The sequence below is a fragment of the Paenibacillus tarimensis genome, from assembly GCF_021532315.1.
GTDB lineage: Bacteria > Bacillota > Bacilli > Paenibacillales > Paenibacillaceae > Paenibacillus_I > Paenibacillus_I tarimensis.
In genome coordinates this window covers 106,891-130,604 of record NZ_JAKGAO010000004.1, presented here as the reverse complement: position 1 = coordinate 130,604, position 23,714 = coordinate 106,891, and the positions used below count along the sequence as shown (strand labels likewise).

24 protein-coding genes are annotated in these 23,714 nt (G+C 50.5%); 1 reads left to right on the top strand and 23 read right to left on the bottom strand.

Annotated features, from left to right (window positions below; all coding sequences use genetic code 11):
* Positions 1-40: 40 nt before the first annotated feature.
* The 23 genes from L1N82_RS01740 to sucC all read right to left on the bottom strand — a co-directional run bounded on the left by L1N82_RS01740 (position 41) and on the right by sucC (position 21,682).
* A complete protein-coding gene (locus tag L1N82_RS01740) occupies positions 41-517 on the bottom strand; it encodes a flagellar basal body-associated FliL family protein (protein ID WP_235285617.1) in 477 nt (158 codons plus the stop codon).
* On the bottom strand, positions 514-741 hold the full coding sequence (locus L1N82_RS01735; protein WP_235285616.1) for a flagellar FlbD family protein: 228 nt from the start codon (positions 739-741) through the stop codon (positions 514-516). The genes L1N82_RS01740 and L1N82_RS01735 overlap by 4 nt, the downstream gene beginning before the upstream one ends.
* A gap of 57 nt (positions 742-798) precedes the next feature.
* Positions 799-1,620: a flagellar basal body rod protein FlgG gene (flgG, locus tag L1N82_RS01730; RefSeq protein WP_235285615.1), complete on the bottom strand. Its 822-nt coding sequence runs from the start codon at positions 1,618-1,620 to the stop codon at positions 799-801.
* A gap of 89 nt (positions 1,621-1,709) precedes the next feature.
* Complete coding sequence (locus L1N82_RS01725; protein ID WP_235285614.1) at positions 1,710-2,084, bottom strand: TIGR02530 family flagellar biosynthesis protein; 375 nt, start codon at positions 2,082-2,084, stop codon at positions 1,710-1,712.
* Positions 2,077-2,544 (bottom strand): flagellar hook assembly protein FlgD, encoded by a 468-nt coding sequence (flgD, locus tag L1N82_RS01720; RefSeq protein ID WP_235285613.1) that lies wholly within the window; start codon positions 2,542-2,544, stop codon positions 2,077-2,079. The genes L1N82_RS01725 and flgD overlap by 8 nt, the downstream gene beginning before the upstream one ends.
* A gap of 28 nt (positions 2,545-2,572) precedes the next feature.
* Complete coding sequence (locus L1N82_RS01715) at positions 2,573-3,901, bottom strand: flagellar hook-length control protein FliK (protein WP_235285612.1); 1,329 nt, start codon at positions 3,899-3,901, stop codon at positions 2,573-2,575.
* Positions 3,902-3,965: 64 nt separating this feature from the next.
* Positions 3,966-4,883: a MotE family protein gene (locus L1N82_RS01710; protein WP_235285611.1), complete on the bottom strand. Its 918-nt coding sequence runs from the start codon at positions 4,881-4,883 to the stop codon at positions 3,966-3,968.
* Positions 4,884-4,959: 76 nt separating this feature from the next.
* Complete coding sequence (gene fliJ / locus L1N82_RS01705) at positions 4,960-5,406, bottom strand: flagellar export protein FliJ (RefSeq protein WP_235285610.1); 447 nt, start codon at positions 5,404-5,406, stop codon at positions 4,960-4,962.
* A gap of 8 nt (positions 5,407-5,414) precedes the next feature.
* A complete protein-coding gene (fliI, locus tag L1N82_RS01700; RefSeq protein WP_235285609.1) occupies positions 5,415-6,737 on the bottom strand; it encodes a flagellar protein export ATPase FliI in 1,323 nt (440 codons plus the stop codon).
* Positions 6,721-7,566: a FliH/SctL family protein gene (locus tag L1N82_RS01695; protein WP_235285608.1), complete on the bottom strand. Its 846-nt coding sequence runs from the start codon at positions 7,564-7,566 to the stop codon at positions 6,721-6,723. The genes fliI and L1N82_RS01695 overlap by 17 nt, the downstream gene beginning before the upstream one ends.
* Positions 7,559-8,578, bottom strand: coding sequence for a flagellar motor switch protein FliG (gene fliG / locus L1N82_RS01690; RefSeq protein WP_235285607.1), 1,020 nt, complete (start codon positions 8,576-8,578; stop codon positions 7,559-7,561). The genes L1N82_RS01695 and fliG overlap by 8 nt, the downstream gene beginning before the upstream one ends.
* A gap of 11 nt (positions 8,579-8,589) precedes the next feature.
* Positions 8,590-10,167, bottom strand: a complete 1,578-nt coding sequence (gene fliF, locus L1N82_RS01685; RefSeq protein WP_235285606.1) for a flagellar basal-body MS-ring/collar protein FliF — start codon at positions 10,165-10,167, stop codon at positions 8,590-8,592.
* Positions 10,168-10,209: 42 nt separating this feature from the next.
* A complete protein-coding gene (gene fliE, locus L1N82_RS01680) occupies positions 10,210-10,515 on the bottom strand; it encodes a flagellar hook-basal body complex protein FliE (protein ID WP_235285605.1) in 306 nt (101 codons plus the stop codon).
* A 23-nt stretch (positions 10,516-10,538) separates the two neighbouring features.
* Complete coding sequence (gene flgC / locus L1N82_RS01675) at positions 10,539-10,991, bottom strand: flagellar basal body rod protein FlgC (RefSeq protein ID WP_235285604.1); 453 nt, start codon at positions 10,989-10,991, stop codon at positions 10,539-10,541.
* Positions 10,992-10,993: 2 nt separating this feature from the next.
* A complete protein-coding gene (flgB, locus tag L1N82_RS01670; protein ID WP_235285603.1) occupies positions 10,994-11,413 on the bottom strand; it encodes a flagellar basal body rod protein FlgB in 420 nt (139 codons plus the stop codon).
* Positions 11,414-11,643: 230 nt separating this feature from the next.
* On the bottom strand, positions 11,644-12,414 hold the full coding sequence (gene codY, locus L1N82_RS01665; RefSeq protein WP_235285602.1) for a GTP-sensing pleiotropic transcriptional regulator CodY: 771 nt from the start codon (positions 12,412-12,414) through the stop codon (positions 11,644-11,646).
* Positions 12,415-12,438: 24 nt separating this feature from the next.
* Positions 12,439-13,833 carry an ATP-dependent protease ATPase subunit HslU gene (gene hslU / locus L1N82_RS01660; RefSeq protein ID WP_235285601.1) on the bottom strand — a complete coding sequence of 465 codons (1,395 nt, stop codon included), beginning with the start codon at positions 13,831-13,833 and terminating at the stop codon, positions 12,439-12,441.
* 42 nt (positions 13,834-13,875) lie between these two features.
* A complete protein-coding gene (gene hslV, locus L1N82_RS01655) occupies positions 13,876-14,418 on the bottom strand; it encodes an ATP-dependent protease subunit HslV (RefSeq protein ID WP_328284412.1) in 543 nt (180 codons plus the stop codon).
* A gap of 81 nt (positions 14,419-14,499) precedes the next feature.
* Complete coding sequence (gene trmFO, locus L1N82_RS01650; protein WP_235285600.1) at positions 14,500-15,828, bottom strand: FADH(2)-oxidizing methylenetetrahydrofolate--tRNA-(uracil(54)-C(5))-methyltransferase TrmFO; 1,329 nt, start codon at positions 15,826-15,828, stop codon at positions 14,500-14,502.
* Between the two features lie 67 nt (positions 15,829-15,895).
* Entirely contained in the window at positions 15,896-17,992 is a 2,097-nt protein-coding gene (topA, locus tag L1N82_RS01645; RefSeq protein ID WP_235285599.1) for a type I DNA topoisomerase, read from the bottom strand.
* A 37-nt stretch (positions 17,993-18,029) separates the two neighbouring features.
* Positions 18,030-19,217 (bottom strand): DNA-processing protein DprA, encoded by a 1,188-nt coding sequence (dprA, locus tag L1N82_RS01640; protein WP_235285598.1) that lies wholly within the window; start codon positions 19,215-19,217, stop codon positions 18,030-18,032.
* Positions 19,218-19,472: 255 nt separating this feature from the next.
* Positions 19,473-20,405: a succinate--CoA ligase subunit alpha gene (gene sucD, locus L1N82_RS01635; RefSeq protein ID WP_235285597.1), complete on the bottom strand. Its 933-nt coding sequence runs from the start codon at positions 20,403-20,405 to the stop codon at positions 19,473-19,475.
* 116 nt (positions 20,406-20,521) lie between these two features.
* Positions 20,522-21,682 carry an ADP-forming succinate--CoA ligase subunit beta gene (gene sucC / locus L1N82_RS01630; protein ID WP_235285596.1) on the bottom strand — a complete coding sequence of 387 codons (1,161 nt, stop codon included), beginning with the start codon at positions 21,680-21,682 and terminating at the stop codon, positions 20,522-20,524.
* 415 nt (positions 21,683-22,097) lie between these two features.
* On the opposite strand from sucC, the gene L1N82_RS01625 reads away from it, so the two are divergent.
* The gene (locus tag L1N82_RS01625) at positions 22,098-23,660 is read left to right on the top strand and encodes a YifB family Mg chelatase-like AAA ATPase (RefSeq protein ID WP_235285595.1); all 1,563 of its coding nucleotides are present in this window, start codon (positions 22,098-22,100) and stop codon (positions 23,658-23,660) included.
* The last annotated feature ends 54 nt before the right edge of the window (positions 23,661-23,714 follow it).

The following is a 23,714-nucleotide window of genomic DNA, read 5'->3' as shown; positions in this document are numbered from 1 at the left end:
CCCCCTTAAAGAGCTGCAATTACATTCTGCCAGTAATATGTTAGATCATTGTTACGATAAAGTTAGTGACTTCAACTTTTGTCACTTTTCCTGCAGAAAGTTCCTTATTAATCGCATTTATCAGCTTGGCGCTGAGTGCATCCTTGCCCTGCGAGCCCTTAAGCTCCTCCGGCATCATGTCTGCAAGTTCGCGGATAATAATCGGCTTGATCTGAATATCTTTGATTTTGTCAAACTCTTCCTTGGACTTCTTGTCATCCAGCTGAAAGGCGAAGCTCATAACCACCAGGTAATCCGTATCCAGGAGATTCGTCTTGATATCCTGAATTTCTGTAGTCATTTCAACCCGCTCGTCTGCGCTTAGTTTCTTGGGTTCAACCTCGTGAACACTGTGCTCCGCTTTAAGCGCAGGATCTTCCTCACTGTTCATAAACTGGTTGTACAAAAACACCGCTACTACCGCAATCAAAGCAATGGCCAGCAGGATCGTAATCAGCCAAGGCAACATTTTCTTCATGATGATGGCCCCTCCGTTTGCTCGTTCCTGTATACAGCTGCCACCAAACCAATTCCTCTTAAGTAATCCTGGATCCGCTCCTGCAGCAAAGCCGCAGGCTCCGTTGCCACGAATTTTTTACCAGTCGTCAGCGTGATCAGTGTATCTGGAACTTCTTCAATCATTTCGATAAGAAGTGCGTTAACCATGATCTTGGTACCGTTAAGCCGTGTTACTTCAATCATGAGCTACCTCCCTATAATACCCGGGAGGCGGCTGGCGCCCCCCGTAATTAATGATCATTAACGCTTGAGATTAACAACTTCCTGCAGCACTTCATCCGATGTAGTAATGATTCTTGAGTTTGCCTGGAAACCGCGCTGTGCGGTGATCATTTCTGTAAATTCGTTAGTCAAATCAACGTTGGACATTTCCAGCTGGCCGGAAATAATTGCGCCTGTTCCTACTTCTATGTCTCCTGCTGTGCTGAGCACAACCTCGCCGTCAGGATGAGCGTTCGGCGTCATGCGGTAAAGGTTACCGCCGATCTTATCAAGACCGCTCGGGTTCGCTACCTTTACGACAGCAAGCTGGAAATCAGTAGGTTCACTGGTACCGTCCGCACTGACCGAGATAATCCGGCCATCTTGAGCGATCGAGAATGCTGTTACATCCTCTTCAAGAACAATTGGTTCGCCGTCAGCACTGAGAACGAACTGGCCGTCAGCATTGACAAGCTGCCGGTTGGCATCAAGTGTGAAGTTACCCGCACGAGTCAGGTAAGGTACCTCTTGATCAGGTGTAGACTTGACGGCGAAGAACCCGTCACCATCGATGCGTACATCCGTTGCAATGTTAGTCGTCATGGCGCTGCCAGGTGTATGAATGGTATCAATTGCCGAAAGAGTTACACCAAGGCCCACTTGCTTGGCATTTACACCGCCTGATGCTCCTTCTTCCGGTGCTGTCACACCCGATACGGTCTGGCTAAGGATATCTTTGAACATAACGCGGCTCGCCTTGAAGCCCACCGTGTTGACGTTGGCAATGTTGTTGCCGATTACGTCAAGCTTTGTCTGGAATGCTCTCATGCCGGATACGCCGGAATACATCGATCTTAACATAGGTTTGTTAGCCCCCTATTTGAATTTTGTTATGAATGGCCGCATCAATCGGTCAGCGGCCCCGGGCCTCCTGTAAGGTCCAGCCCTGATTATGAAAGAACGACGGCGCTATCAATCTGGGTGAAAATATTGCCTTCCAGCGATTTATGATCCATTGCTGTAACAACTGTTTTACTTGGAACGTTCACAATCATAGCGATGTCCCGGTACAGCACGAGTGAATCCTTGGCACCTTTGGCTTCCGCCTGGTTTAGCATATCCGCGATCCGGTTTAGCTGTTCAGGCTTCAGGCTAATCCCCCGCTGCTTCATCCGCACTTCGGCGTGATGACTGAACTTTAGCTCGCTTGCATTAAGATAGGTATCGAAGGAAACCGGTTTACTATCGGGAGCCGCTGGCTTACGAACGCCAATTGGCATGCCCTGAGAAGGATACAGGTGCCCAATACGCATGGCATCAGACATTGTCGACCTCCTCCTTCGGCTCGGAGATGGAGGTCACATATTCCATTGGAATCTTGGATTCACCACTCTGTGCATACTGGATGCCGTCACTGACTCCGACCGACTCCACAATGCCCTTCTTTGTGATGAGCGTTCCATTGGAGTCATATTCGAACCATTCAATCTGCTTGCCGATTAGCCCGCTAGCTGTACCAAGACTTTGGCGCAGTGCCGTCATTTCCTTGGACATGTTCATCAGCTGCTCCACTGAGGAGAACTGAGCCATCTGGGCAATAAAATCACGGTCCTGCATCGGCTGCATCGGATCCTGATTACGCAACTGGGTCACAAGAATTTTCAAGAAGTCATCCTTGCCGAGTGTTGAGCTTTCTGAACTCGCTTTGCCAGCCGCCTTTATGTTCGTGGAATTATAGTAAGGCCACACGTTGCGTGTTGATATAATGCTGTCGCCGCTCGACATGTTATCGTCACCTCCGTTCAATCATGGCTTATGCCTTGACGTTGATTGACCTGCCGTAGCCGAGTCCGTTAATGACCACTTGTTCGACTAGCTCGCCTTCAAAGGAGGGAGCTGAATCGTCGTGCAGACCGCCCTGCTTGCTCTTCTGCTGGAATGCCTGGCCGTTCCCTCCCCGCTGCTCGGGATTTTGGAAGGTCTGTCCCTGCACCGGATTGTGGGTTACCTCCAGCTTCTCAACTTGAAGACCCTGTGTTTGTAGTGATGCCCGCAATTGAACCATCTGGCTCTCAATCATGTCCCTGGCCATCACATTATCGGTTACAAATTGTGCGGTAAGCTGACCGTTTTGCATGGTGATCTTCACGTCCACCTGACCCAAATGCTCAGGCAGCAGTGTTAACCTTGCTTCTGACACGGCGTTGCCCTTCAACAGACCAAACTGCTTGACAAACGTACCGCTAACCGTTTCGGCGAACCGCTGTACAGGTACCTGTTCCGCTGCTGGCTGCTTGGCTTGCTCAGTACCGGCAGTCTTAACCGTTTCTTGTACAGCTGATCCAGTAGTTGTAACCGAAGTTGGCGAAGCCGTCTGATCCAGACTTGCCAGAGAATCAACTCCAGATAATGCTGCCGAATCACCCGCATCCTGAACGACCGCAGATAAGACTGTGATCGGTACCGGCTGCTGTCCAAGACGTCCAAGCATATTATCAGCTGGCGTGATGGACTTCGCCGTCTTGACGATCAGCTGCTCATTATTTTTCAAGTCAAGCCCGGAGTTTTTCATAGCCAAGTCATCATTGTCAACCTGTGTGCCAGTAGCATCAGCATTGAGGGTACCGTCCGCCAATTGCTTGATCTGCTCAAGTTTGCTGCTTATTGTTGTAAGCTGCTCTTTCGTTAAAGTTTTCAGCTGCCCTTCTTCAACTAGCGCCTTCAAAGCCGAAATTGTAAGAGCCGGCGTCTCTTCTGTCAACTGTACCGGAATCACAACTGAAGATAAGGGGAATAATGCTGACAACAGCTCATTTAATTCCGCTAGTTGTTCCTGCAGCTTCTCCAGTTGTCCAGCGTCGATTTCAGCGGCTGCCCCTTCATCAAGAAGAGCCAGCAGTTCATCGAGCTCTGCACTAAGCTTTTCCTCCGCAGTACCAGACATTATCCCGGCAAACCCGCCATTTACAGCCGTTACCGCAGCAGCCATGCCTTCTGCAGCAGATCCAGAGGCAGATGTTCCAGCCGGCTTGCCGACTGACTGAACTAGCATGTTTGCAAATCCCTTTCCTGCTTCAGTGACTCCTGTCTTAGCAGTCTGCTGCACGGGAACGGCCGACATTTGACCTATCATCATTTCCATATTGTTGTCACCTCCCTTCGTGTGTAATGAAGGCTTAGAACAAGGTATATATAATAGTAGTAATTTATTTACCCGACATAAGCTTAGTCATGAGCTGGGCAGTATATTTCTCATTCAGCTTGCTCATTTCATCCAAAATATTGGACCTGGCTTGGTCATTAACGGCGTTTAACGCCTGCAGAACCTTGGACGGACTCACTTCAGCCATTTGCAGCAGCAGTTTGGCAGCGCTAGCTGGCGGCATATTCCCAAATGTAGAGCTTACCTGTGTCTGATCCAGGAATGAACTGGAGCTTGTTGGCGTTGTCGTAGTCTGCTGTTCCTTCAACCTTGCTTGCAGAGCGGCAATCTGCTTATCCTTCACTGGCATTGTATCCTTCAGCATAACAGTTGCCTCAGCAGCGATCTTCGGATTCATTTTCTCCATAATGGAAGCACGGACATCAGGTCGCATGGCATCCATAATCAGCACCATTTCTTCGAGTGTCATACTCTGCAGGATAGGTGCCGCCTTACTTGCGGATAGTTGACCGAACATATTCGCCAATCCAGATATCCTTGCCTGATATTCCTCGTCAGACTGCTGCTGTACCGTTCCGACTTTATCCATCTCATCGAGCTTGGCCTGAAGCTCGGAGACAGCTTGCTCCTGGCCCTCAAGATCAGCCGATAGCTTGGCTACCTCTGCTTCCTTCTCAGCCAGCTTCTTCTCAAGCTCTTTCACCCGGTTACTATCCACTTCAGCAGCTTGCGTTTCTGTGTCAGATTCCTCTACCTGGGCATTAGGGTCCTTCGGCACTTCTGGCAGCACCTTCTCGAGAACAGGAACCTTGTTTCCGATCTCCAGAAATTTATTGCGCAGATCAATATTGAATAATGTCATCAGTACGCCGAGTAGAACGAGTGTAAAAAGGATTGGCGTCAGGAAGAACATAAACCGTTCCATGCCGCTGTAGCCTTTCTCCTTCTCCGTATCAGCCATGTAACTCCCTCCCTTGGCAGCGTTGTCCGAAAAGCCTGATTCCCGGCTTATTCGTTAGCCCACTCTGTATGCCCGTTTAACGTGCAGGCATAACGTAACGGACCGTTGCCATTTCGTCCAGCTCGTTTTGCTCTTTCAACCGCATAGCATGCATAAATTTATGCAATGCCTTTTCCTTTGCCTTCTCCCAAACCTTCTCATCCTTCATCTTATCGGATAAATTGGTCTGATTAATCTCGACGTTTTTGCGAGCATGCTTCACATCACTGGTCTTACGTTCAATAGATCCATCCAGATATTCAACATAGCTTTGGATGTTTTGAAGCTCCATCAAAGGAATTCCGCCGCCTGCAGCCGATTGAAGCCTCTCCATCCATTCCAATCGTTCCTCATTCAATCGTTTCAGGTTATCTACCTCAGATTGAAGCTTTCCAAGTGCTGACGAGAGCATCCATTCCGCCTGAGTTTTTTCACTGTGTTTCAAATCCACGATTTTTTGGTAAGGATATAGGTAATGCTTCATTCCTGGGCTCAGCCTCCGCCAAATTCTTTTAGAAGCCTTTCCTGCACATCCGCGAGACTAACCTTTTCATTCGTCTTCTGCTGCGTGAATGAACGGATGGTGTCATAGAAGGCGATCGATTGGTCGATTTCTTCGTTGGAGCCGCGTTGATAAGCTCCGATATTAATTAAATCTTCTGAATCCCGGTATATGGCAAGCAGTCTTTTAAGCGTATTAGCTGCATCCTTTTGCTGATCGGATACAATCTCGTTCATAACCCGGCTTACCGAAGCCAGTACATCAATGGCAGGAAAATGGCCCTTGGTGGCCAGGCTCCGGCTAAGAACGATGTGCCCGTCCAAAATCCCGCGAACCGCATCGGCAATCGGTTCATTCATATCGTCGCCATCAACAAGGACGGTATAAAATGCTGTGATCGAGCCAGTCGGTCCGGTTCCTGCCCTCTCAAGCAGCTTGGGCAGTGTTGCAAAAACAGACGGCGTATACCCTCTTGTCGCAGGGGGCTCACCAATAGCCAAGCCTACTTCACGCTGCGCCATGGCAAAACGGGTCACGGAATCCATCATCAGCATCACATTCAAGCCGCGGTCACGGAAGTATTCGGCAATAGTCGTCGCGATTAGCGCACCCTTAATGCGAATTAAGGCCGGCTGATCTGAAGTTGCTACAATAACAACCGAGCGTGCCAATCCTTCAGGACCAAGGTCCTTCTCCACAAACTCAAGCACCTCACGGCCACGCTCACCAATCAACGCAATTACGTTGACGTCGGCCGATGTGTTGCGGGCTATCATGCCGAGCAGGGTGCTCTTGCCGACACCCGAACCGGCAAATATACCGACCCGCTGCCCGCGTCCAACAGTTAACAAGCCGTCAATCGCCTTCACACCAATCCCGAGCGGCTCTGTTACCCGCGGTCTGAAAAGCGGGTTGCTGGGCGCATTATGTGTAGAATAATGCGGCATTCGTGTTGGAATAAAGGAGCCGTCAAGCGGCTGGCCGAGCCCGTCGAGCACTTTGCCTAGGAGCTCCGATCCGACCTGTACAGTAAGCGGTTTGCCTGTTCCCACAACATCGCAGCCAGGACCGATCGCATGCAGCTCGCCAAGAGGCATAAGAATAACCTTGTTATCCCGGAAACCAACAACCTCTGCTTTCAGAGGCTTGGCTGATTTTGCGGGATAGATATAACACACATCACCAACACTTGCGTCCGGCCCCTCCGATTCAACAGTAAGCCCGATCACCTGTGTAACTTTTCCGTTAACGCGAACAGGATCAAGCTGCCGGAGATGCTCTGTATACTTATTACTGTCAAGTCGCGAATTCATGATCATCCGCCTGCCTCTGCTCTTCACTTTGGAGTGCGATCTGTATCAGCTCGCGTTTGATTTCTTCCAACTGGGTATCGATACGTGCGTCGATGCTTCCGAATGATGACCGGATAACACAGCCATGATCCTTAACCGTCGCATCAGGCACAATCTGCAGTTCAGCCTGAGAATCAACAGCGAGACTTAATTCTTCTCTGGCTGCTTGCACGAACGCCAGCTGAGACGGGGCTACACATAGGGTTATCACGCCTTGTTCCCTTCTGCGCTGCAGTGATTTACGTGCCAGCTCAACCGCGATCTCCGGCGAGACCGTCAGCTGCTGGCCGATAATTTTCTCTGCAATTCTGGTACTGAGCTCAACAAGGAAAGGCTCCGCTTCCTGAATGATCTGTTCTTTTAGCCGGTAGGCATTATCTAGCAAACTACCCGCCTCGGCAAGACGTGCTTCCCACAGCTGCTTCACTTCTTGGACGGCATGATTCTGGCCTTCCAAGTAGCCTTGTTCAAAGCCGGCTTCTCTTGCCGACTCCGCTAACTGCAAGTCCTGATCTCTTCTCTCCTGCCACCACTGCTCGATCTGATCATTGGCCTCTTGAAGGCGTCGTTCCGCTTCTTCTGTTGCATCTGCTACCCGCTGTTCGGCAACGATTTCGGCATCTCTTAAAATCTGTTCCTTCAATGATATCGTCTCTTGATCCGGAGCCTGCTGTTCCTCTTCCTCCGCCCCCGCCGTATCATACGGCCGGCTTGCATGGTGCTTCGTCCACTCAAGCAGCTTCAGTTCTTCAAGAGATACAACATGCGAGGATTTAATCAAATTAGACAATGATATCATCTCCTCCACCGCGGGCAATGATAATTTCTCCAGACTCTTCGAGTCTGCGGATTGTTGCTACGATGCGCGTCTGTGCTTCTTCAACATCACGCAGCCTCACAGGGCCCATGAACTCCATCTCTTCTTTGAATGTCTCTGCCATCCGCTTGGACATATTCTGGAAGATCGATTCTCTGACCTCTTCGCTCGCCACCTTGAGTGCAAGCTGCAGATCGGCATTTTCGATATCGCGGATAATCCGCTGGATAGAACGATTGTCGATGTTGACGATATCCTCGAAGACAAACATCCGCTTCTTGATTTCCTCGGCAAGCTCCGGATCCTGAATTTCCAGGGAATCGAGAATAGTACGTTCTGTCCCTCGGTCGACACCATTCAGAATTTGTACAATGGACTCAATTCCGCCTGCAATTGTGTAATCCTGAGTAACAGTCGACGACAACTTCTGTTCCAGCACCCGTTCAACCTGCGATATTACTTCAGGAGATGTGCTGTCCATAAGAGCAATCCGGCGGGCAACCTCAGCCTGCTTTTCCTGCGGAAGCGATGATAAAATGGCAGAGGCTTGGTCAGCCTGCAAATAAGACAAGACGAGCGCAATAGTCTGAGCATTCTCATTTTGTATAAAGTTAAGAATTTGCGTTGGATCTGCTTTTCTAGCAAAATCGAACGGGCGCACCTGCAAGGTTGCAGTCAGCCTGTTGATAACCTCAAGCGCTTTACCTTCGCCAAGCGCCTGTTCAAGAATTTGCTTGGCATATTGAATGCCGCCCTGCGAAATATATTCTTGAGCCATACAAATCTGATGAAACTCAGCCAGTATGGCATCCTTTTCTCCACTGTCCACCTTGCGGACATTCGCAATTTCGAGCGTAAGCTGCTCAATTTCCTCTTCGCGCAGATGCTTGAAGATTTGAGCAGATACTTCAGGACCAAGGGTGATCAGCAAGATAGCCGCCTTTTGCCGTCCCGTTAACCCCTGGAAACTTGCTGCTTTTGCCAATTAATTCACCCCTATTCATCCACTAGCCAAGTACGAAGGAGATTGACGAATTCATCCGGCTTCTTGTTAGCGAGCTGTTCAAGCTGTTTCCGCACTTGGCTCTCCGATGTAACCTGATCAAGGTCGATCGTCGGAAGCTCGACTCTGTTCGGCTGAATCATCTCTTCTTCAGCTTCCAGCGCCTCTGCACGCTTACGCTTGCGGAGAATGAAGAACACCGCACCGCCAGCAAGTGCCAGCACTGCTACCGCTATACCAATCACCCAAGCAAGCGGCATGCCGCTTGAAGCAGCAGAATCGGTCGCACCTACGAATGGCTGTGTTATAATGGAAACTTTTCGCTGCATGACCGTATCATCTTCAACGTTCTGACCAGACTCCCGCAACTGAGCACGCACCATCTCCGTCAAGTAAGATGTAACAATGGCAGTATTGTCTTCAGACAATGCTCCCTCCTGAACACCAATACCGATGGACAGATCCTTCAAGACATAAGGTGAAGAAACGATATCATTCTGAATCCGGCTCACTTCATAGTTTGTCGTACGGGAATTACTCTCGGCTGTTGATCCGCCCGTGCCTTCATTAGCCTGATAGCCAGGAACGTCCGTTTCGCCTGTCCCAGCCACACCACCTTGAGCGTCACCGCCGGTACTTGTACTGTTCTGCGTCTGTTCACTGATAATAATCCCATTATTGTTGTTGTTTTCCAGAGGCTGAACAAGGTTTTGCCTTGATGTCTTCTGGTCGAAGTTCATCGTACTCGTCACGCTGATTACAATGTTCTCCTGGCCCAAAATAGTTCCAAGGAACTGCTGAATGTTGCGTTTCAGATCAGCCTCATACTTTTGTTGAACTTGAAACTGTGCATCTACTGCGGCAGAAGCCAGCGCAGATCCTCCTGTTATTTTGGAGGAAGCAATCAATTCTCCCTGCTGGCTCGAAATCGTGATGTCATCTACCGAGAGGTTAGGGACTGCTGTTTTCACCAGGTTGTAGTAACCATCAATCTGTTCCTGGGTCGGCCTAAAGCCTGGCTTAAAGGTCATCATAATGGAAGCTGATGCATTCTCCTGTTCCGCAGGATTCAGGAACACGGATTCTTTAGGCAGATTAATCAGCACATTTGACTTCTGAACGCCTGTCATATCGTTGAGCAGCTGCTGTATTTCACCATTCAACGCATTCTTATACCGGACACCGAACTCATTATCGGTCATACCGAACTGTGATGATCCTTCGCTGAACTCTTCAAAGCCAATGGAGCCATTTTGCACCATGCCCTGCGAGCCCACATTCACCTTAACCCGGTTTGCATCAGAGGCCGGTACCGAAATGCTGCTCCCATCAGGTCCCAGCTGATATGGTATTCCGCTCCCGTCAAGGTACTCCATGATAGCAGCCGCATCAGCTGCATCCAATCCCTTGAAGGCCAATTCGTATTCTGTCCTCGAGAACATATAGGTCAGAAGGATTATCGCAAGGATCAGGCCGCCTAACGTCGCACCCAGCATCACCTTTTGTTTCTTGCTAAACTGCTGCCAATACTGAGAGACACGTTCTCGATATTGGGCCCATTTCTCGTTCACAATTCCACCTCACCCAGTTACTTTGCTAAGTCAAAAGTGCGATCAAATTTGCATCCGCATGATCTCTTGATAAGCCTCGATCGCCTTATTGCGTACTTGAGCGGTGAGCTGAAGACCGAGTTTGGCCTGCTCGGAGACAATCATTACTTCGGATACATCTGCTTGACCAATAATAAATTTATCCGTTATCTCTTGAACACCCTTTTCCTGTTCCGCAACGCTATTGATCGCATTTTGCAGGAAGCTGCCAAAACTCTTGGCTGCTTCAGCCGGTGTTGTCTTGGACGCGGAGCCTGCTTCTGTTAATTTCAGAGGTGCAGCTGTACCGACTAACGCGTTCGTGATCATTATAAACCCTCCATGTTAGGAAATTATTTGCCTATCTCTAATGCTTTCATAAACATTGATTTTGTCGAATTAAGGGCCGTTACGTTCGCCTCATAAGAGCGTGTGGCGGATATCATATCCACCATCTCTTTCAAGACATCCACATTAGGCATTTTTACATACCCGTCAGCGTCCGCATCCGGATGGGTCGGGTTATACACCAGCTTTGGCGGCGTACGGTCTTCCATGATTTTTGTAACCTTCACACCATTTGAGCGGCCGCTACCGCCTTCTAGCTTCTGATCAAGCACATCAGCAAACGAGCCTTTCACAGGTGACATCACTACCATTTTCCTAGCGTAGGGCTGAAACTCGCCATTCACCACTTTACCGCGAGTTGTTTCTGCGTTGGCTATATTGGATGAAATGACATCCATCCGCAGCCTCTGAGCCGTTAAGGCTGAAGCACTCGCATCAAATCCATTCGTAAGTCTCATTGTTATACCGCTCTCCCTTCAACGCCTATTCGCATCATACTCATTTCGTGATTCAACTGCTGGACTAATGCATTATATCGGAGTTGATTCTTAGCGAGAAGTGACATTTCTCGATCAATGTCGACATTGTTTACATTATTATTCATGACAGATATTTGATCCGTTACCAGCTTTGGCGTCAGGGCTTGGGAATTTGGACCGATTGGAATATGCTTCTCATTGGTCTTCCTTCCTGCCAACTGCTTCATCGGCCCGAAACCATTCATTTGCTTCTCCAAGATTGACTCAAACACTACTTCCGACCGTTTAAAATATGGCGTATCAACGTTAGCCACATTGTTCGAGATGACCTGCTGTCTCATTTCTGCAGCACCGATTGCAGTTGTAAGTCGATTGAATCCTGCACCATTCAATACGTTCAACTATCGTCCACCACTTTCTCCGTCAATTATCTAAGCTATGTATTCAACAGAACACTCCTCATTCCTTCTAAATTCGACAAACCTTTATTAAAAAAATGAGAGCGAGGTGTCGATTGATGCCGATAAACTAATATTCCATATTTTCCTAACTTGGGACAATAAGAAAAAAGCCCTATCTTTGTTAAAGAAATAGGGCTTTTTTCTTATTTTCTTGTAATTTATTTGTAATTTTAGATCTTGATCTTATCCAACTCCTGTAACAGCTGGTCATTTAATATTTTTATATAGGTGCCTTTCATACCAAGTGACCGGGTCTCAATGACTCCCGCACTTTCCAGCTTGCGTAGAGCATTTACGATAACCGATCTTGTAATTCCCACCCGATCTGCCACTTTCGAAGCGACTAACAGGCCTTCCTTACCATCGAGCTCTTCAAAAATATGCTCAACCGCCTCTAATTCACTAAAGGACAAGGAATTAACCGCTACCGAAACCACTGCACGGCTCCGGGCCTCTAATTCTATTTCTTCTGCTCTCTCTCGCAGAATTTCCATCCCTACAATCGTAGATCCGTATTCCGCAAGAATTAAATCATCATCATTGAAAGCGGTCTGCTGTCTTGTCAGCACCAGTGTTCCGAGCCGGTCGCCCCCCCCAATGATTGGCACGACGGTCATGATCTCCTGAGCGGAAACATCCGGAAAGGTTTCAACGATACCGCTGTCTAGCTGCACATTCGTAACCGTTTCGTTCATTTGCAGGAAACGATCATTGGTTTCTACAGGAAACCTCGTCTCGCCAGAAGTAGCTGCCCGCAATCGCTCATGTTCCCATGCGCCTACAGCATCACAGCCCAGCAGCTTGCCTCTTCTGCTGACAACGAATACATGTGCCTGAATGGTTGAACACAGCACCTCGGCCATCTCACGGAAATTCAGCGCCTTGCCCGCAGCCCGCTGCAACAGACGGTTAAGTGTCCGTGTCTTCGCTAATAAACTCATTTCCTGCCCCCCACAATGTTTACACTACAAAATATATTGGCTTAAATCTCGATTCTGTGCGATATCGCCAACCTTATCCCTTACATATTCCGGTGTAATGACCATCTGCTCAAGAGAAAGCTCAGGTGCTTCAAAGGAAAGATCCTCTAACAGCTTCTCCAAAATGGTATGCAGCCGCCTTGCCCCAATGTTCTCCGTATTCCGGTTTACATCTGCCGCTATGCCGGCAAGCTCCCTGATCGCTTCCTCGGAAAACTCCACACGGATTCCCTCTGTTTCGAGCAGAGCCGTGTACTGCTTCGTAAGTGCATTCTTGGGCTCAGTCAATATACTGACAAAGTCGTCTAGTGTTAGATTGCTCAGCTCCACGCGAATCGGGAATCGGCCCTGAAGCTCGGGTATAAGATCCGCCGGCTTGGCAATATGGAAAGCTCCTGCTGCAATGAACAGCACATAATCTGTTTTGACCGGTCCATATTTGGTCATTACAGTCGATCCTTCCACAATTGGCAGAATATCACGCTGTACGCCCTCTCTTGACACATCCGGACCACTTCCGCGGGATGGGCTGGCAATTTTATCAATTTCATCGATAAAAATAATCCCTGTCTGCTCTGCACGCCGCGTCGATTCCTGGATGACATCGTCCATATCAATCAGCTTCTGTGCTTCTTCATGCGTCAGCACCTTCCGCGCTTCCCTAACCTGAAGCTTACGCTTCTTCATCCGTTTCGGAAGAAACTGCCCGAACATTTCCTGCATATTCATGCCCATATTTTCCATCCCTTGACCGGACAGCATATCGAGCATATTCGGACTGGCATCCTCTACTTCAATTTCGATCACCTCGTCCTCCAGCTTGCCTTGCGCAAGCTGCTCTTTGACCTGCTTGCGCCGTTCAGACACTGAAGCATCCGCCTCTTCCTCTTCCGGCTGCTGCTGATTTTGATTGCCAAACAGCATTTCGAGCGGATTGCGGCCTGTCTTGGGCTTGCTGGCACCAGGCACGAGCAGGGAAACGATACGGTCGTTAGCCAGCTTCTCCGCTTTATCACGGACCTGTTCTGTCTTCTCGGCCTTTACCATACGGATTGAAGTCTCAACCAGATCACGCACCATCGACTCTACATCCCTGCCAACGTAACCGACTTCCGTGAATTTGGTCGCCTCCACTTTAACAAAAGGAGCATTCACCAGCTTAGCCAGCCGTCTCGCTATCTCCGTCTTACCTACACCGGTTGGGCCGATCATCAGGATATTCTTCGGGACTATCTCATCCCGCAATGATTCCTCCAGCCTGCTTCTGCGGTAACGGTTGCGTAACGCAATTGCCACCGACCGCTTGGCCGCCTTCTGGCCAACTATATATTTATCGAGCTCAGCCACGATCTGGCGTGGCGTCAGCGCCTCATTGCCCATTCGACATACCTCCGATTCTGTGCCGCTGCCGGCACGCGGGAATTAGACTTCTTCAACGATAATATTACGGTTGGTAAATACACAAATATCGGCAGCAGTTTCGAGTGCAAACTGAGCCATTTCCTTGGCATTCAGATGAGGTGCATGCGCTTTAAGCGCTCTGGCTGCAGCCAGAGCGAAGCTGCCGCCAGACCCGATAGCCAGTATCCCGTCATCCGGTTCTATGATCTCACCATTACCAGACAGCAGCAGCAGACCATTGTTATCCATAACGAGCATCATCGCCTCGAGCCGGCGCAACACACGATCGGAACGCCATTCCTTGGTCATTTCTACCGCCGCACGCTGCAAATTGCCGTGATGCTCCTCAAGCTTGCCTTCAAACTTCTCGAACAAGGTAATAGCATCGGCCACCGATCCGGCAAATCCGGCAACGACCTGTCCTCTATACAGCCTTCTAACCTTCTTAGCCGAGCCTTTCATCACCATACTGTTTCCGAAGGTTACCTGACCGTCACCCGCGATGGCGCCCTTTCCTTCGTGACGAACCGCACAGATCGTTGTGGCATGAAACTGCATTTCCACTTTCCGCTCACACCTTCCGTATTATAGTGGAGGCTTACCCGCTCCCGATTGCTATGCATCTGATATGTTAAAGATCTCCGTTTAAGACGGCTGATCCATATATTCCGCTTTAAACTGCTCCAACTTCTCCAAAGCCCTGCCCGCAATGGCTTCATTCTTATCCTTCTTGTTACGGATTTTTGTGCCGAGGGGCGGGAAAAGCCCGAAGTTGGCATTCATCGGCTGAAAATGCTTGAAGTCTGCTGTTGTGATATACTGCGCCATACTGCCAAGGGTCGTCTCCGCGGGCAGTACCAACGGTTCAAGTCCTCTAGCCATACGTCCGGCATTCAAGCCCGCGATAAGGCCCGATGCAGCAGATTCGACATATCCTTCTACACCTGTCATCTGGCCGGCGAAGAAGAGATTCTCTCTGCCCTTGAACTGATAAGTCTTTTCCAGAAGCTTCGGAGAGTTAATGAAGGTATTGCGGTGCATGACGCCATAGCGGACAAACTCCGCATTTTCCAGTCCAGGTATTAAGGAGAATACACGCTTCTGCTCTCCCCACTTAAGATGGGTTTGAAAACCTACCAAGTTATACAGCGTACCAGCTGCATTATCCTGCCTTAGCTGTACGACCGCGTAAGGAAGTTTGCCTGTATGCGGATTAATGAGTCCAACCGGCTTCATGGGTCCGAATAACAGCGTCTGGCGCCCCCTTGATGCAATTACTTCAACCGGCATACACCCTTCAAAATATACTTCCTTCTCAAATTCCTTCAAGGCAGCAGTTTCTGCTGTAATTAGGGCATCATAAAACGTGTTGAATTCATCCTCTGTCATCGGACAATTAAGATAAGCCGCTTCTCCCTTGTCATATCGGGAAGCCAGATAGACCTTGTTCATGTCCACAGACTCCTTCTCCACGATCGGAGCTGCAGCATCGTAGAAGTAAAAATACGATTCGCCGAGCAGGCGCTGGATCTTCTCTGATAATGCTGGAGACGTCAGGGGGCCTGTAGCAATCACAGTTATCCCGTCTTCCGGAATATCGGTAAGCTCCTCATTGCGCACTTCGATCAGAGGATGATTGCGGAGCGCTTCTGTCACCGCACCCGAGAAGCCGTCACGGTCAACCGCAAGCGCGCCCCCGGCCGGCACAGCATGACGATCCGCCGAGCTCAGAATAAGGGAGTCCATCCGCCGCATTTCTTCCTTTAATACACCAACGGCATTGGTAAGACCATTAGCGCGGAGGCTATTGCTGCAGACGAGCTCTGCAAATTTATCGGTATGGTGAGCAGGCGTCCGTGTGACCGGCCGCATCTCAACCAACACGACAGGCACACCTTGAGAAGCAATCTGCCAGGCAGCTTCGCTTCCGGCAAGCCCTGCTCCAATTACTGTTACCTTCTTAACCTGATTCAACTTAAATTCCTTCCTTTCCAGCTCAACCGGCTGTAGACTGCTGCTTTAATTTCCGGCTTGTAATCTGCTATTCAGCCTGCTCCTGATCATCCGGAAGCTCCTCCGAATGACTGCACTGCGTACACAGCAGCTTCCCGCCGGAGCGGTTGCGCTTTTCCACCATAAGCGTACTGCATTCCGGACACGGCTTGTCGGTCGGCTTATCCCAGGATACATAATCGCAGCCGGGATATTGATCACAGCCGTAGAAGATTCTCCCCTTCTTGCTGCGCCGTTCGATGATTTTGCCCTCGGCGCATTTCGGACACTTTACGCCAATGTCCTTGACAATAGGCTTTGTATTACGGCAGTCAGGAAATCCCGAGCAGGCCAGGAACTTGCCGAACCGTCCCATTTTATACACAAGATGACGGCCGCATTTTTCACAAATTTCGTCTGAGACCTCGTCCTGAATTTCCACTTCCTTCATTTCATCCTCAGCGACCTCAAGCCGCTTCTCGAACGATTCGTAGAAGGCTGCCAGAACCTTAACCCAATCTTCCTTGCCATCCTCCACGCTGTCCAGATCGCCTTCCATATGGGCGGTAAATTCAGCGTCCAATATTTCCGGGAAGAACTCCTCCATTAGCTGTATGACCAGCTCGCCGAGCTCAGTCGGGACAAATTTCTTCTCTTCAATCGCCACGTAACCGCGCTTCTGAATGGTCTCCAGTGTAGGGGCATACGTACTTGGCCTGCCGATCCCCAGTTCCTCCAGCGTACGAACCAGCCTTGCCTCCGTATAGCGTGGAGGCGGCTGGGTGAAGTGCTGCTTCGGATCGACAGCTTGCTTCTCCGCTATATCCCCCTGCTTGAGAGGCGGAAGAAACTTGTCTTCCTCTGTAGTGCCGTCATCGTTCCCCTCAACATATACCTTCATAAAGCCGTGGAACTTCACCTTCGAGCCGACTGCCCGGAACGTAACGGGGCCGACTGCAATATCGACAGTCATTGTGTCAAGAACGGCTGAGGACATCTGGCTCGCCAGGAACCGTTCCCAGATCAGCTTATACAAGCGCATCTGGTCACGCGTCAGAAAAGGCTTCATCTCATCGGGTCCCCTGAGAACCGAAGTAGGACGGATAGCCTCATGCGCATCCTGGGCATTGGCGTTCTTACGGACGTAATTGCGAAACTGCTCGGGTGCGTATGGCTCACCGAATTTATCGATGATGTACTCCTTGGCTTCCTCCTGTGCGACAGGGGAAATACGAGTCGAATCTGTACGCATATAAGTGATGAGACCGACAGTGCCTTCCTTGCCTAAATCTACACCCTCGTAAAGCTGCTGGGCAACTGACATCGTTTTGGCAGCACGAAACCCGAGCTTGCGGGCAGCCTCCTGCTGAAGCGAGCTTGTTATAAAGGGCGGTGCCGGATTCCGGAGCCTTTCCTTCTCCTTAACTTCCTGAACCACAAAGTCAGAACCATCCATAGCCTGCAGCACCTGCTGAACGTCAGCTTCGCTGGAAAGCTCCTTCTTCTCCCCATTCATGGCATAAAACTTGGCCTCAAAAGCCGATTTTCCGTGCATCAGAGACGCTGTAATCGACCAGTATTCTTCTGGCACGAAAGCGTCTATTTCATTCTCCCGGTCAATAATAAGCTTCACTGCAACCGACTGTACCCGGCCGGCCGACAGACCCTTCTTCACTTTCTTCCATAATAAAGGGCTGATCTTATAACCTACAAGACGGTCTAGTATACGCCGTGCCTGCTGGGCATTAACCAGATCCATATTAATTGGTCTTGGTGATTTGAACGCATCCTTGACCGCCTGCTTTGTAATTTCGTTAAATACGACCCGGCATGTTTCCGTTTCATCGAGATCCAGATAGTGGGCCAAATGCCACGCGATCGCCTCGCCTTCGCGATCAGGGTCAGCCGCCAGATATATTTTCTTGACTTTTTTACTGGCATCCTTAAGCTCTTTGAGGACACTGCCTTTTCCGCGGATCGTAATGTATTTGGGCTCAAAGCCTTTCTCGACTTCTACACCGATCTGGCTTTTGGGCAAATCCCGGATATGCCCCATCGAAGCTTTTACGATAAATTTACTGCCTAAATATTTGCCGATTGTCTTCGCTTTTGCGGGTGATTCCACAATAACCAATGAATCCGCCATACTGCCCCTCCTCCCGACAATGGTTCTGTAAAATGCGCTAAACGGCGCTATATAATGAACCCGGATGTTGTTCGATTTTATGTTTTATAGATAAATTTATCAGAAGTGCGTGTAAATGTCCAAAAGCCATACCGGTAAGCTCACACAGCTCATCCGCCGTGCGCGGCTGATCGCCCAGCAGGCTCAGTATCAGAGCTTCGGCATCAGTCACCTGGCCCGCCTTATCCGGCAGCTGTCTGCTGTTGTCCTGTTTCGGTGACTCCGCTTCCTGCGCTGCATTATTGTCACACGTGGGCGGGTCGCTTAATGCTGACCGAATGACCTCAGGCTCTGCCGTCCTGATAATATGTGATAAAATCGGCTCCACTCCTGTTAGAAGTGCGGCCTCACCGCGGGTGATCAGCTCGTTCGCCCCTTCGCTCTTGATAGCGCCAAGCGGGCCAGGAACGGCAAACACCTCGCGGTTATAATCCACTGCCTGACCCGCGGTAATCAGAGATCCGCTTCCCTTGGTCGCCTCCACAACTACGGTCGCGCTAGATAGACCCGCAATTATCCGGTTGCGCTGGGGAAACATCCCCGGATGAAAAGGGCTGCCAACAGGATATTCTGACAGGATCAGTCCCCGCTCTGCAATAGCCCTGTACAACGATGCGTTCTGCGGCGGGTAAATCCGGTTAACTGGCGTACCAAGTACAGCGATCGTGCTTCCCGTGCCTGCTAACGCTCCCTCATGGGCATAAGCATCAATACCTTTGGCCATTCCGCTTACTACCGTAATTCCTGCATGTGACAGCTCACCCGCAAGCTTCATTGCCTGTCGCCTTCCGTAAGCCGTTGGCCCCCTGGTACCTACTATAGACGCTGCTGGAGAGACTAACAGCTCCTCACGGCCGATATAATAGATAACCCAGGGTGGATCAGCGATTTGCCTGAGCATCTCAGGATAATTCGTATCCAGCACGGTCATCCAGCGAATTTGTGCTTCCTTGTAGTAGTAAGAACGCCTTATGAAAAACGATCGGTTCATCGTTTCGGCTGCGGCAGCCGCCTGAGATCTATTCAATCCCGCTTCCCGCCATGCCTCTTGAGAGAAGGCCAGGCAGCGTCGAAGAAGCCCCTGTTTAACCAGCTTGCGTATCGTCTGAGCGCCAATCCCCCTGGTTTCATGCAGCGTAAAAATGATTTCTCTGTCTGACCATTCCATTAAATCCTTCGTTGCCATTCAAAGCCACTCCTTCTCAGGACCGGCAGGCATTCACTTTCTCTTCATTAGAAATACACAATATTCAGTGAACTCCATACCTTATTGTGCTTCACTCGGGAAAAGAATGCAAGCGCGGCCATAATAATCACTCTCTGCCACTCGTCATCAACCTGCTTGGAAGCGTGAGCGGACAAAAAAAAGACAGCCTCCCGTCACCTTGTCTCAAGGTGTTGGAAGGCTGCCCGCCTTCTAACTAGATATTCATTTAACTGCTTATTTGCAGGTAACGCACTTGTCGAGAAGACCCTTCTCTTCCAAAACGCTGACAAGAGTTGCACCCATCTCGGAAGGTGTAGGCGAAACCTTGACACCACAGGCTTCCAGTGTTGCGATCTTCTCAGCAGCTGTGCCTTTGCCGCCCGAGATAATCGCACCGGCATGTCCCATCCGCTTGCCAGGAGGAGCAGTAGCACCGCCGATAAAGCCGACGACCGGCTTCGTCATGTTTGCTTTAATCCACTCTGCAGCTTCTTCCTCAGCGGTACCGCCGATTTCACCGATCATGATGACAGCATACGTGTCCGGATCATCATTAAACATCGACAGAATATCGATAAACTCGGAGCCTTTAACCGGGTCACCGCCGATACCAACCGCCGAGGATTGGCCGATGCCGCGTGTTGTAAGCTGATGTACCGCTTCATAGGTCAGCGTACCGCTGCGGGAGACAACACCGACATGGCCTTTTCTGTGAATGTAGCCCGGCATAATGCCGATTTTGCACTCGTCTGGCGTAATCACGCCTGGACAGTTCGGGCCGATCAAGCGTGTCTTGCGGCCTTCCATATACCGGCTGACCTTTACCATGTCAAGAACCGGAATGCCCTCTGTAATACAGATAACAAGCTCCAGCTCCGCATCAACCGCTTCCATAATCGCATCCGCCGCGAAAGCTGGTGGAACGTAGATGACCGAAGCCGTGGCGCCGGTTGCTGAAACCGCTTCATTAACAGTGTTGAATACCGGGAGAGAAACCGTACTGCCATTCTCCAATGTGATATCCACATTAGTGCCGCCTTTGCCCGGCGATGTACCGCCTACCATTTGCGTGCCATAGTCCAGCGCGCCCTTGGCATGGAACAGGGCGGTTTTGCCTGTAATGCCTTGCGTAATGACTTTCGTATTTTTATCTACCAAAATGCTCATCGAAGGCTCACATCCCCTATATGAATTCGTGCGGTAAACTGCTCCTTCAGTCTGATCAGAAGCCTGTCAGACAGCCGCCGGATATCCGTCTCCGGACAGCCCTGCTTATGCACTTGTTACTTTACGAGTTCAACGATCTTCTGAGCGCCGTCTGCCATCGAATCCGCAGCGACGATATTGAGTCCCGATTCGTTCAGGATCTTCTTGCCGAGGTCCACGTTCGTGCCCTCAAGACGGACAACAAGTGGACGGCTGAGACCAAGCTCCTTGGCTGCTGCCACAACACCTTCAGCTATCACGTCACAGCGCATAATGCCGCCGAAAATGTTGACGAATATTCCTTTAACCTGCTCATCGGACAAGATAATTTTGAACGCTTCAGTAACCTTCTCCTTGGTGGCACCGCCCCCTACGTCGAGGAAGTTTGCCGGGTCTCCACCGTAATATTTGATGATGTCCATCGTAGCCATCGCCAGTCCGGCACCATTAACCATACAGCCGATATTGCCATCCAGCGCTATGTAGCTCAAATCGAATTTGGAAGCCTGTATTTCCTTCTCGTCTTCTTCGTCCAGATCACGAAGCTCCAGGATATCGGCATGCCGGTAAAGCGCATTCGAATCAAAATTCAGCTTGGCATCGAGCGCCATGACATTGCCGTCTCCGGTTACAACTAGCGGATTGATCTCTGCAATCGAGCAGTCCTTGTCCACAAAAGCCGTATACAAAGCCGTCATAAACTGCACCGCTTTATTTACGAGCTCCTTCGGAATATTGATCGCGTAAGCAAGCTTGCGCGCCTGGAACGGCTGCAGTCCGACTGCCGGGTCAATCACTTCCTTGAAAATCTTCTCCGGTGTATGCGCAGCTACCTCTTCAATCTCAGTGCCGCCTTCCTCCGAAGCCATCATGACGACGCGGCCTGTACCGCGGTCAACCACGACGCCAACATAATATTCCTTCTTGATGTCGCAGCCTTGCTCAATAAGCAAGCGCTTTACTTCTTTGCCTTCAGGGCCCGTCTGATGCGTCACCAACGTCTTTCCTAAAATATCTCCCGCGTACTGCCGGACCTCGTCGAGGCTCTTGGCAACCTTAACACCGCCTGCCTTACCGCGTCCGCCTGCATGGATTTGCGCTTTCACCACGACTACCGGTGTACCAAGCGCTTGTGCCGCTTCTACAGCCTCATCAACTGTGAAAGCGACTTTGCCTTCCGGTACTGCGACCCCGTATTGCTTCAGGACTTCTTTGCCTTGATACTCATGGATATTCATTACCGAAATCCTCCCTATCCGCAGCTTCAGTCTCGATATGTACACAGACCATTGTTATTGTAACATGATTCCAATCGGCTTTCCTTATTTTTTCGCATAAAATCCCACAGCTTTTTTTATGCGAATTTGATATGGGTATCATCTCGAATTGCGAATGGAACCCATTGGGCTCAGGCCGCACCCCCTCTTATTATGGTCGGACAATCATTATTTTACCATAACTTTTTCCAATTTCCGTTAGACTATACTACTGCTTCTATTACTAGGGCTGCCCTTCAGAGAAAGAATTGACAGGGTCCCTCATCATCCATTAGACTATCATCAACAATCGAATGACGTGCGGCCAACGCCGCTCAACGTTAGAGGAACGTAAGGAAGCACCTTCATCCGCTATGTGATGGAGGTGCTTTTTGTTATGTATACAAGAATGCTGTGTGCGGCAGTACAAGGTGTGGAAGGTCGGTTGATCGAGGTAGAGGTCGACATTTCTCCTGGATTGCCGCAGGTTAATATTGTGGGTCTGCCTGACCCGGCTGTGCGTGAATCCGTTGAACGTGTGCGCGCTGCGCTCAAGAACTGCGGTTATCAATTTCCGCTTCAGCGCATTACGGTGAATTTGGCACCAGCAGATCTCCGTAAGGAAGGAACTGCCTTCGATGTAGCCGTAGCCGCCGGTATACTGGTCGGCAGCGGACAGCTCAAGCCGGAGGCCTATGACGGTGCTTTGCTGATCGGAGAGCTGGCCTTAAGCGGGGAAGTGCGAGCCGTCCCCGGCGTTCTGCCCATGGTCGAGCAGGCCCGGCGCCATGGCATCGGCAAAGTACTGCTGCCTGCAGCCAACGCTGCGGAGGCTTCGCTCATTGGCGGATTAAAGGTCGTCGGCCTGCATCATTTAAGCAGGCTGGATGGCCGGGAAGGCGAAGCCGGGGCATCTGGTATTGAGGTATGCAGCACTGCCGGCAGCTACATCGCGGCTGATGCTCCTGCCTGGTCAGTTGGCCTGCCATCCCTTGATTATGCCGACGTGCTTGGGCAGCAGACGGCCAAACGTGCCGTGCTCACAGCCGCAGCCGGCAGACACAATCTGCTGCTTTCCGGACCGCCAGGGACCGGCAAGACCATGCTCGTCAAGCGATTGCCCGGCATCATGCCTCCGCTTACCGAGCAGGAAGCGCTGGAAGTGACGAAAATTTACAGCGTGGCCGGCAAGCTGAATGGATCCGGTCCGGTCCTGCTTAGAGAGCGTCCTTTCCGGACACCTCATCATACGATATCCACAGGCGGCCTGATCGGCGGGGGCACGGTGCCGCGTCCTGGTGAAGTTACACTTGCTCATCAGGGCATCTTGTTCCTGGATGAGCTCCCCGAGTTCACAAGACAGGCGCTTGAAGTCATGCGGCAGCCGCTTGAGGACAGGCATGTAACGATTTCTCGTGCCCGGGCGGTCCTGCGTTTCCCAGCACATTTCATGCTCGCTGCCTCCCTGAACCCTTGTCCTTGCGGCTATTACGGTCACGAAACCGACGAACGCCGCTGCTCCTGTACGCCGCACCGGATATCTGCCTATATGGCGAAGCTGTCCGGCCCTCTCCTTGACCGGATTGATGTGCAGGTGGATGTACCAAGACCGCGGATGGATAAGAGCCTCCAGCCTGGAATGTCATCAGCAGACATGTCCCGGCTGGTGCAGGCCGCCGTTGAAAGGCAGCAATACCGCATGAAGGTTACCGGGGTTCCATGGAATAGTGATCTGCAGGGGAAGGCACTGTACGCTGCCTGCCACTTGAGGAAGGAAGCTGCTGTCCTTCTCGATAATGTGTATACAACGCTCGGTCTCAGCATGAGAGCCCACGAACGCATCTTAAAGCTGGCGCGGACGATCGCCGATTTAGCAGAGCAGGAAGATATTCTGGCTGAGCATATCGCCGAAGCCGTCCAGTACCGCTGTCTGGACCGCAAGCTTCTTCCTTTGTTATAACCGGTACCCTCAAAAAACAGAAGACCCGTACAGCGTGGGAGCCCTCGCCTTACG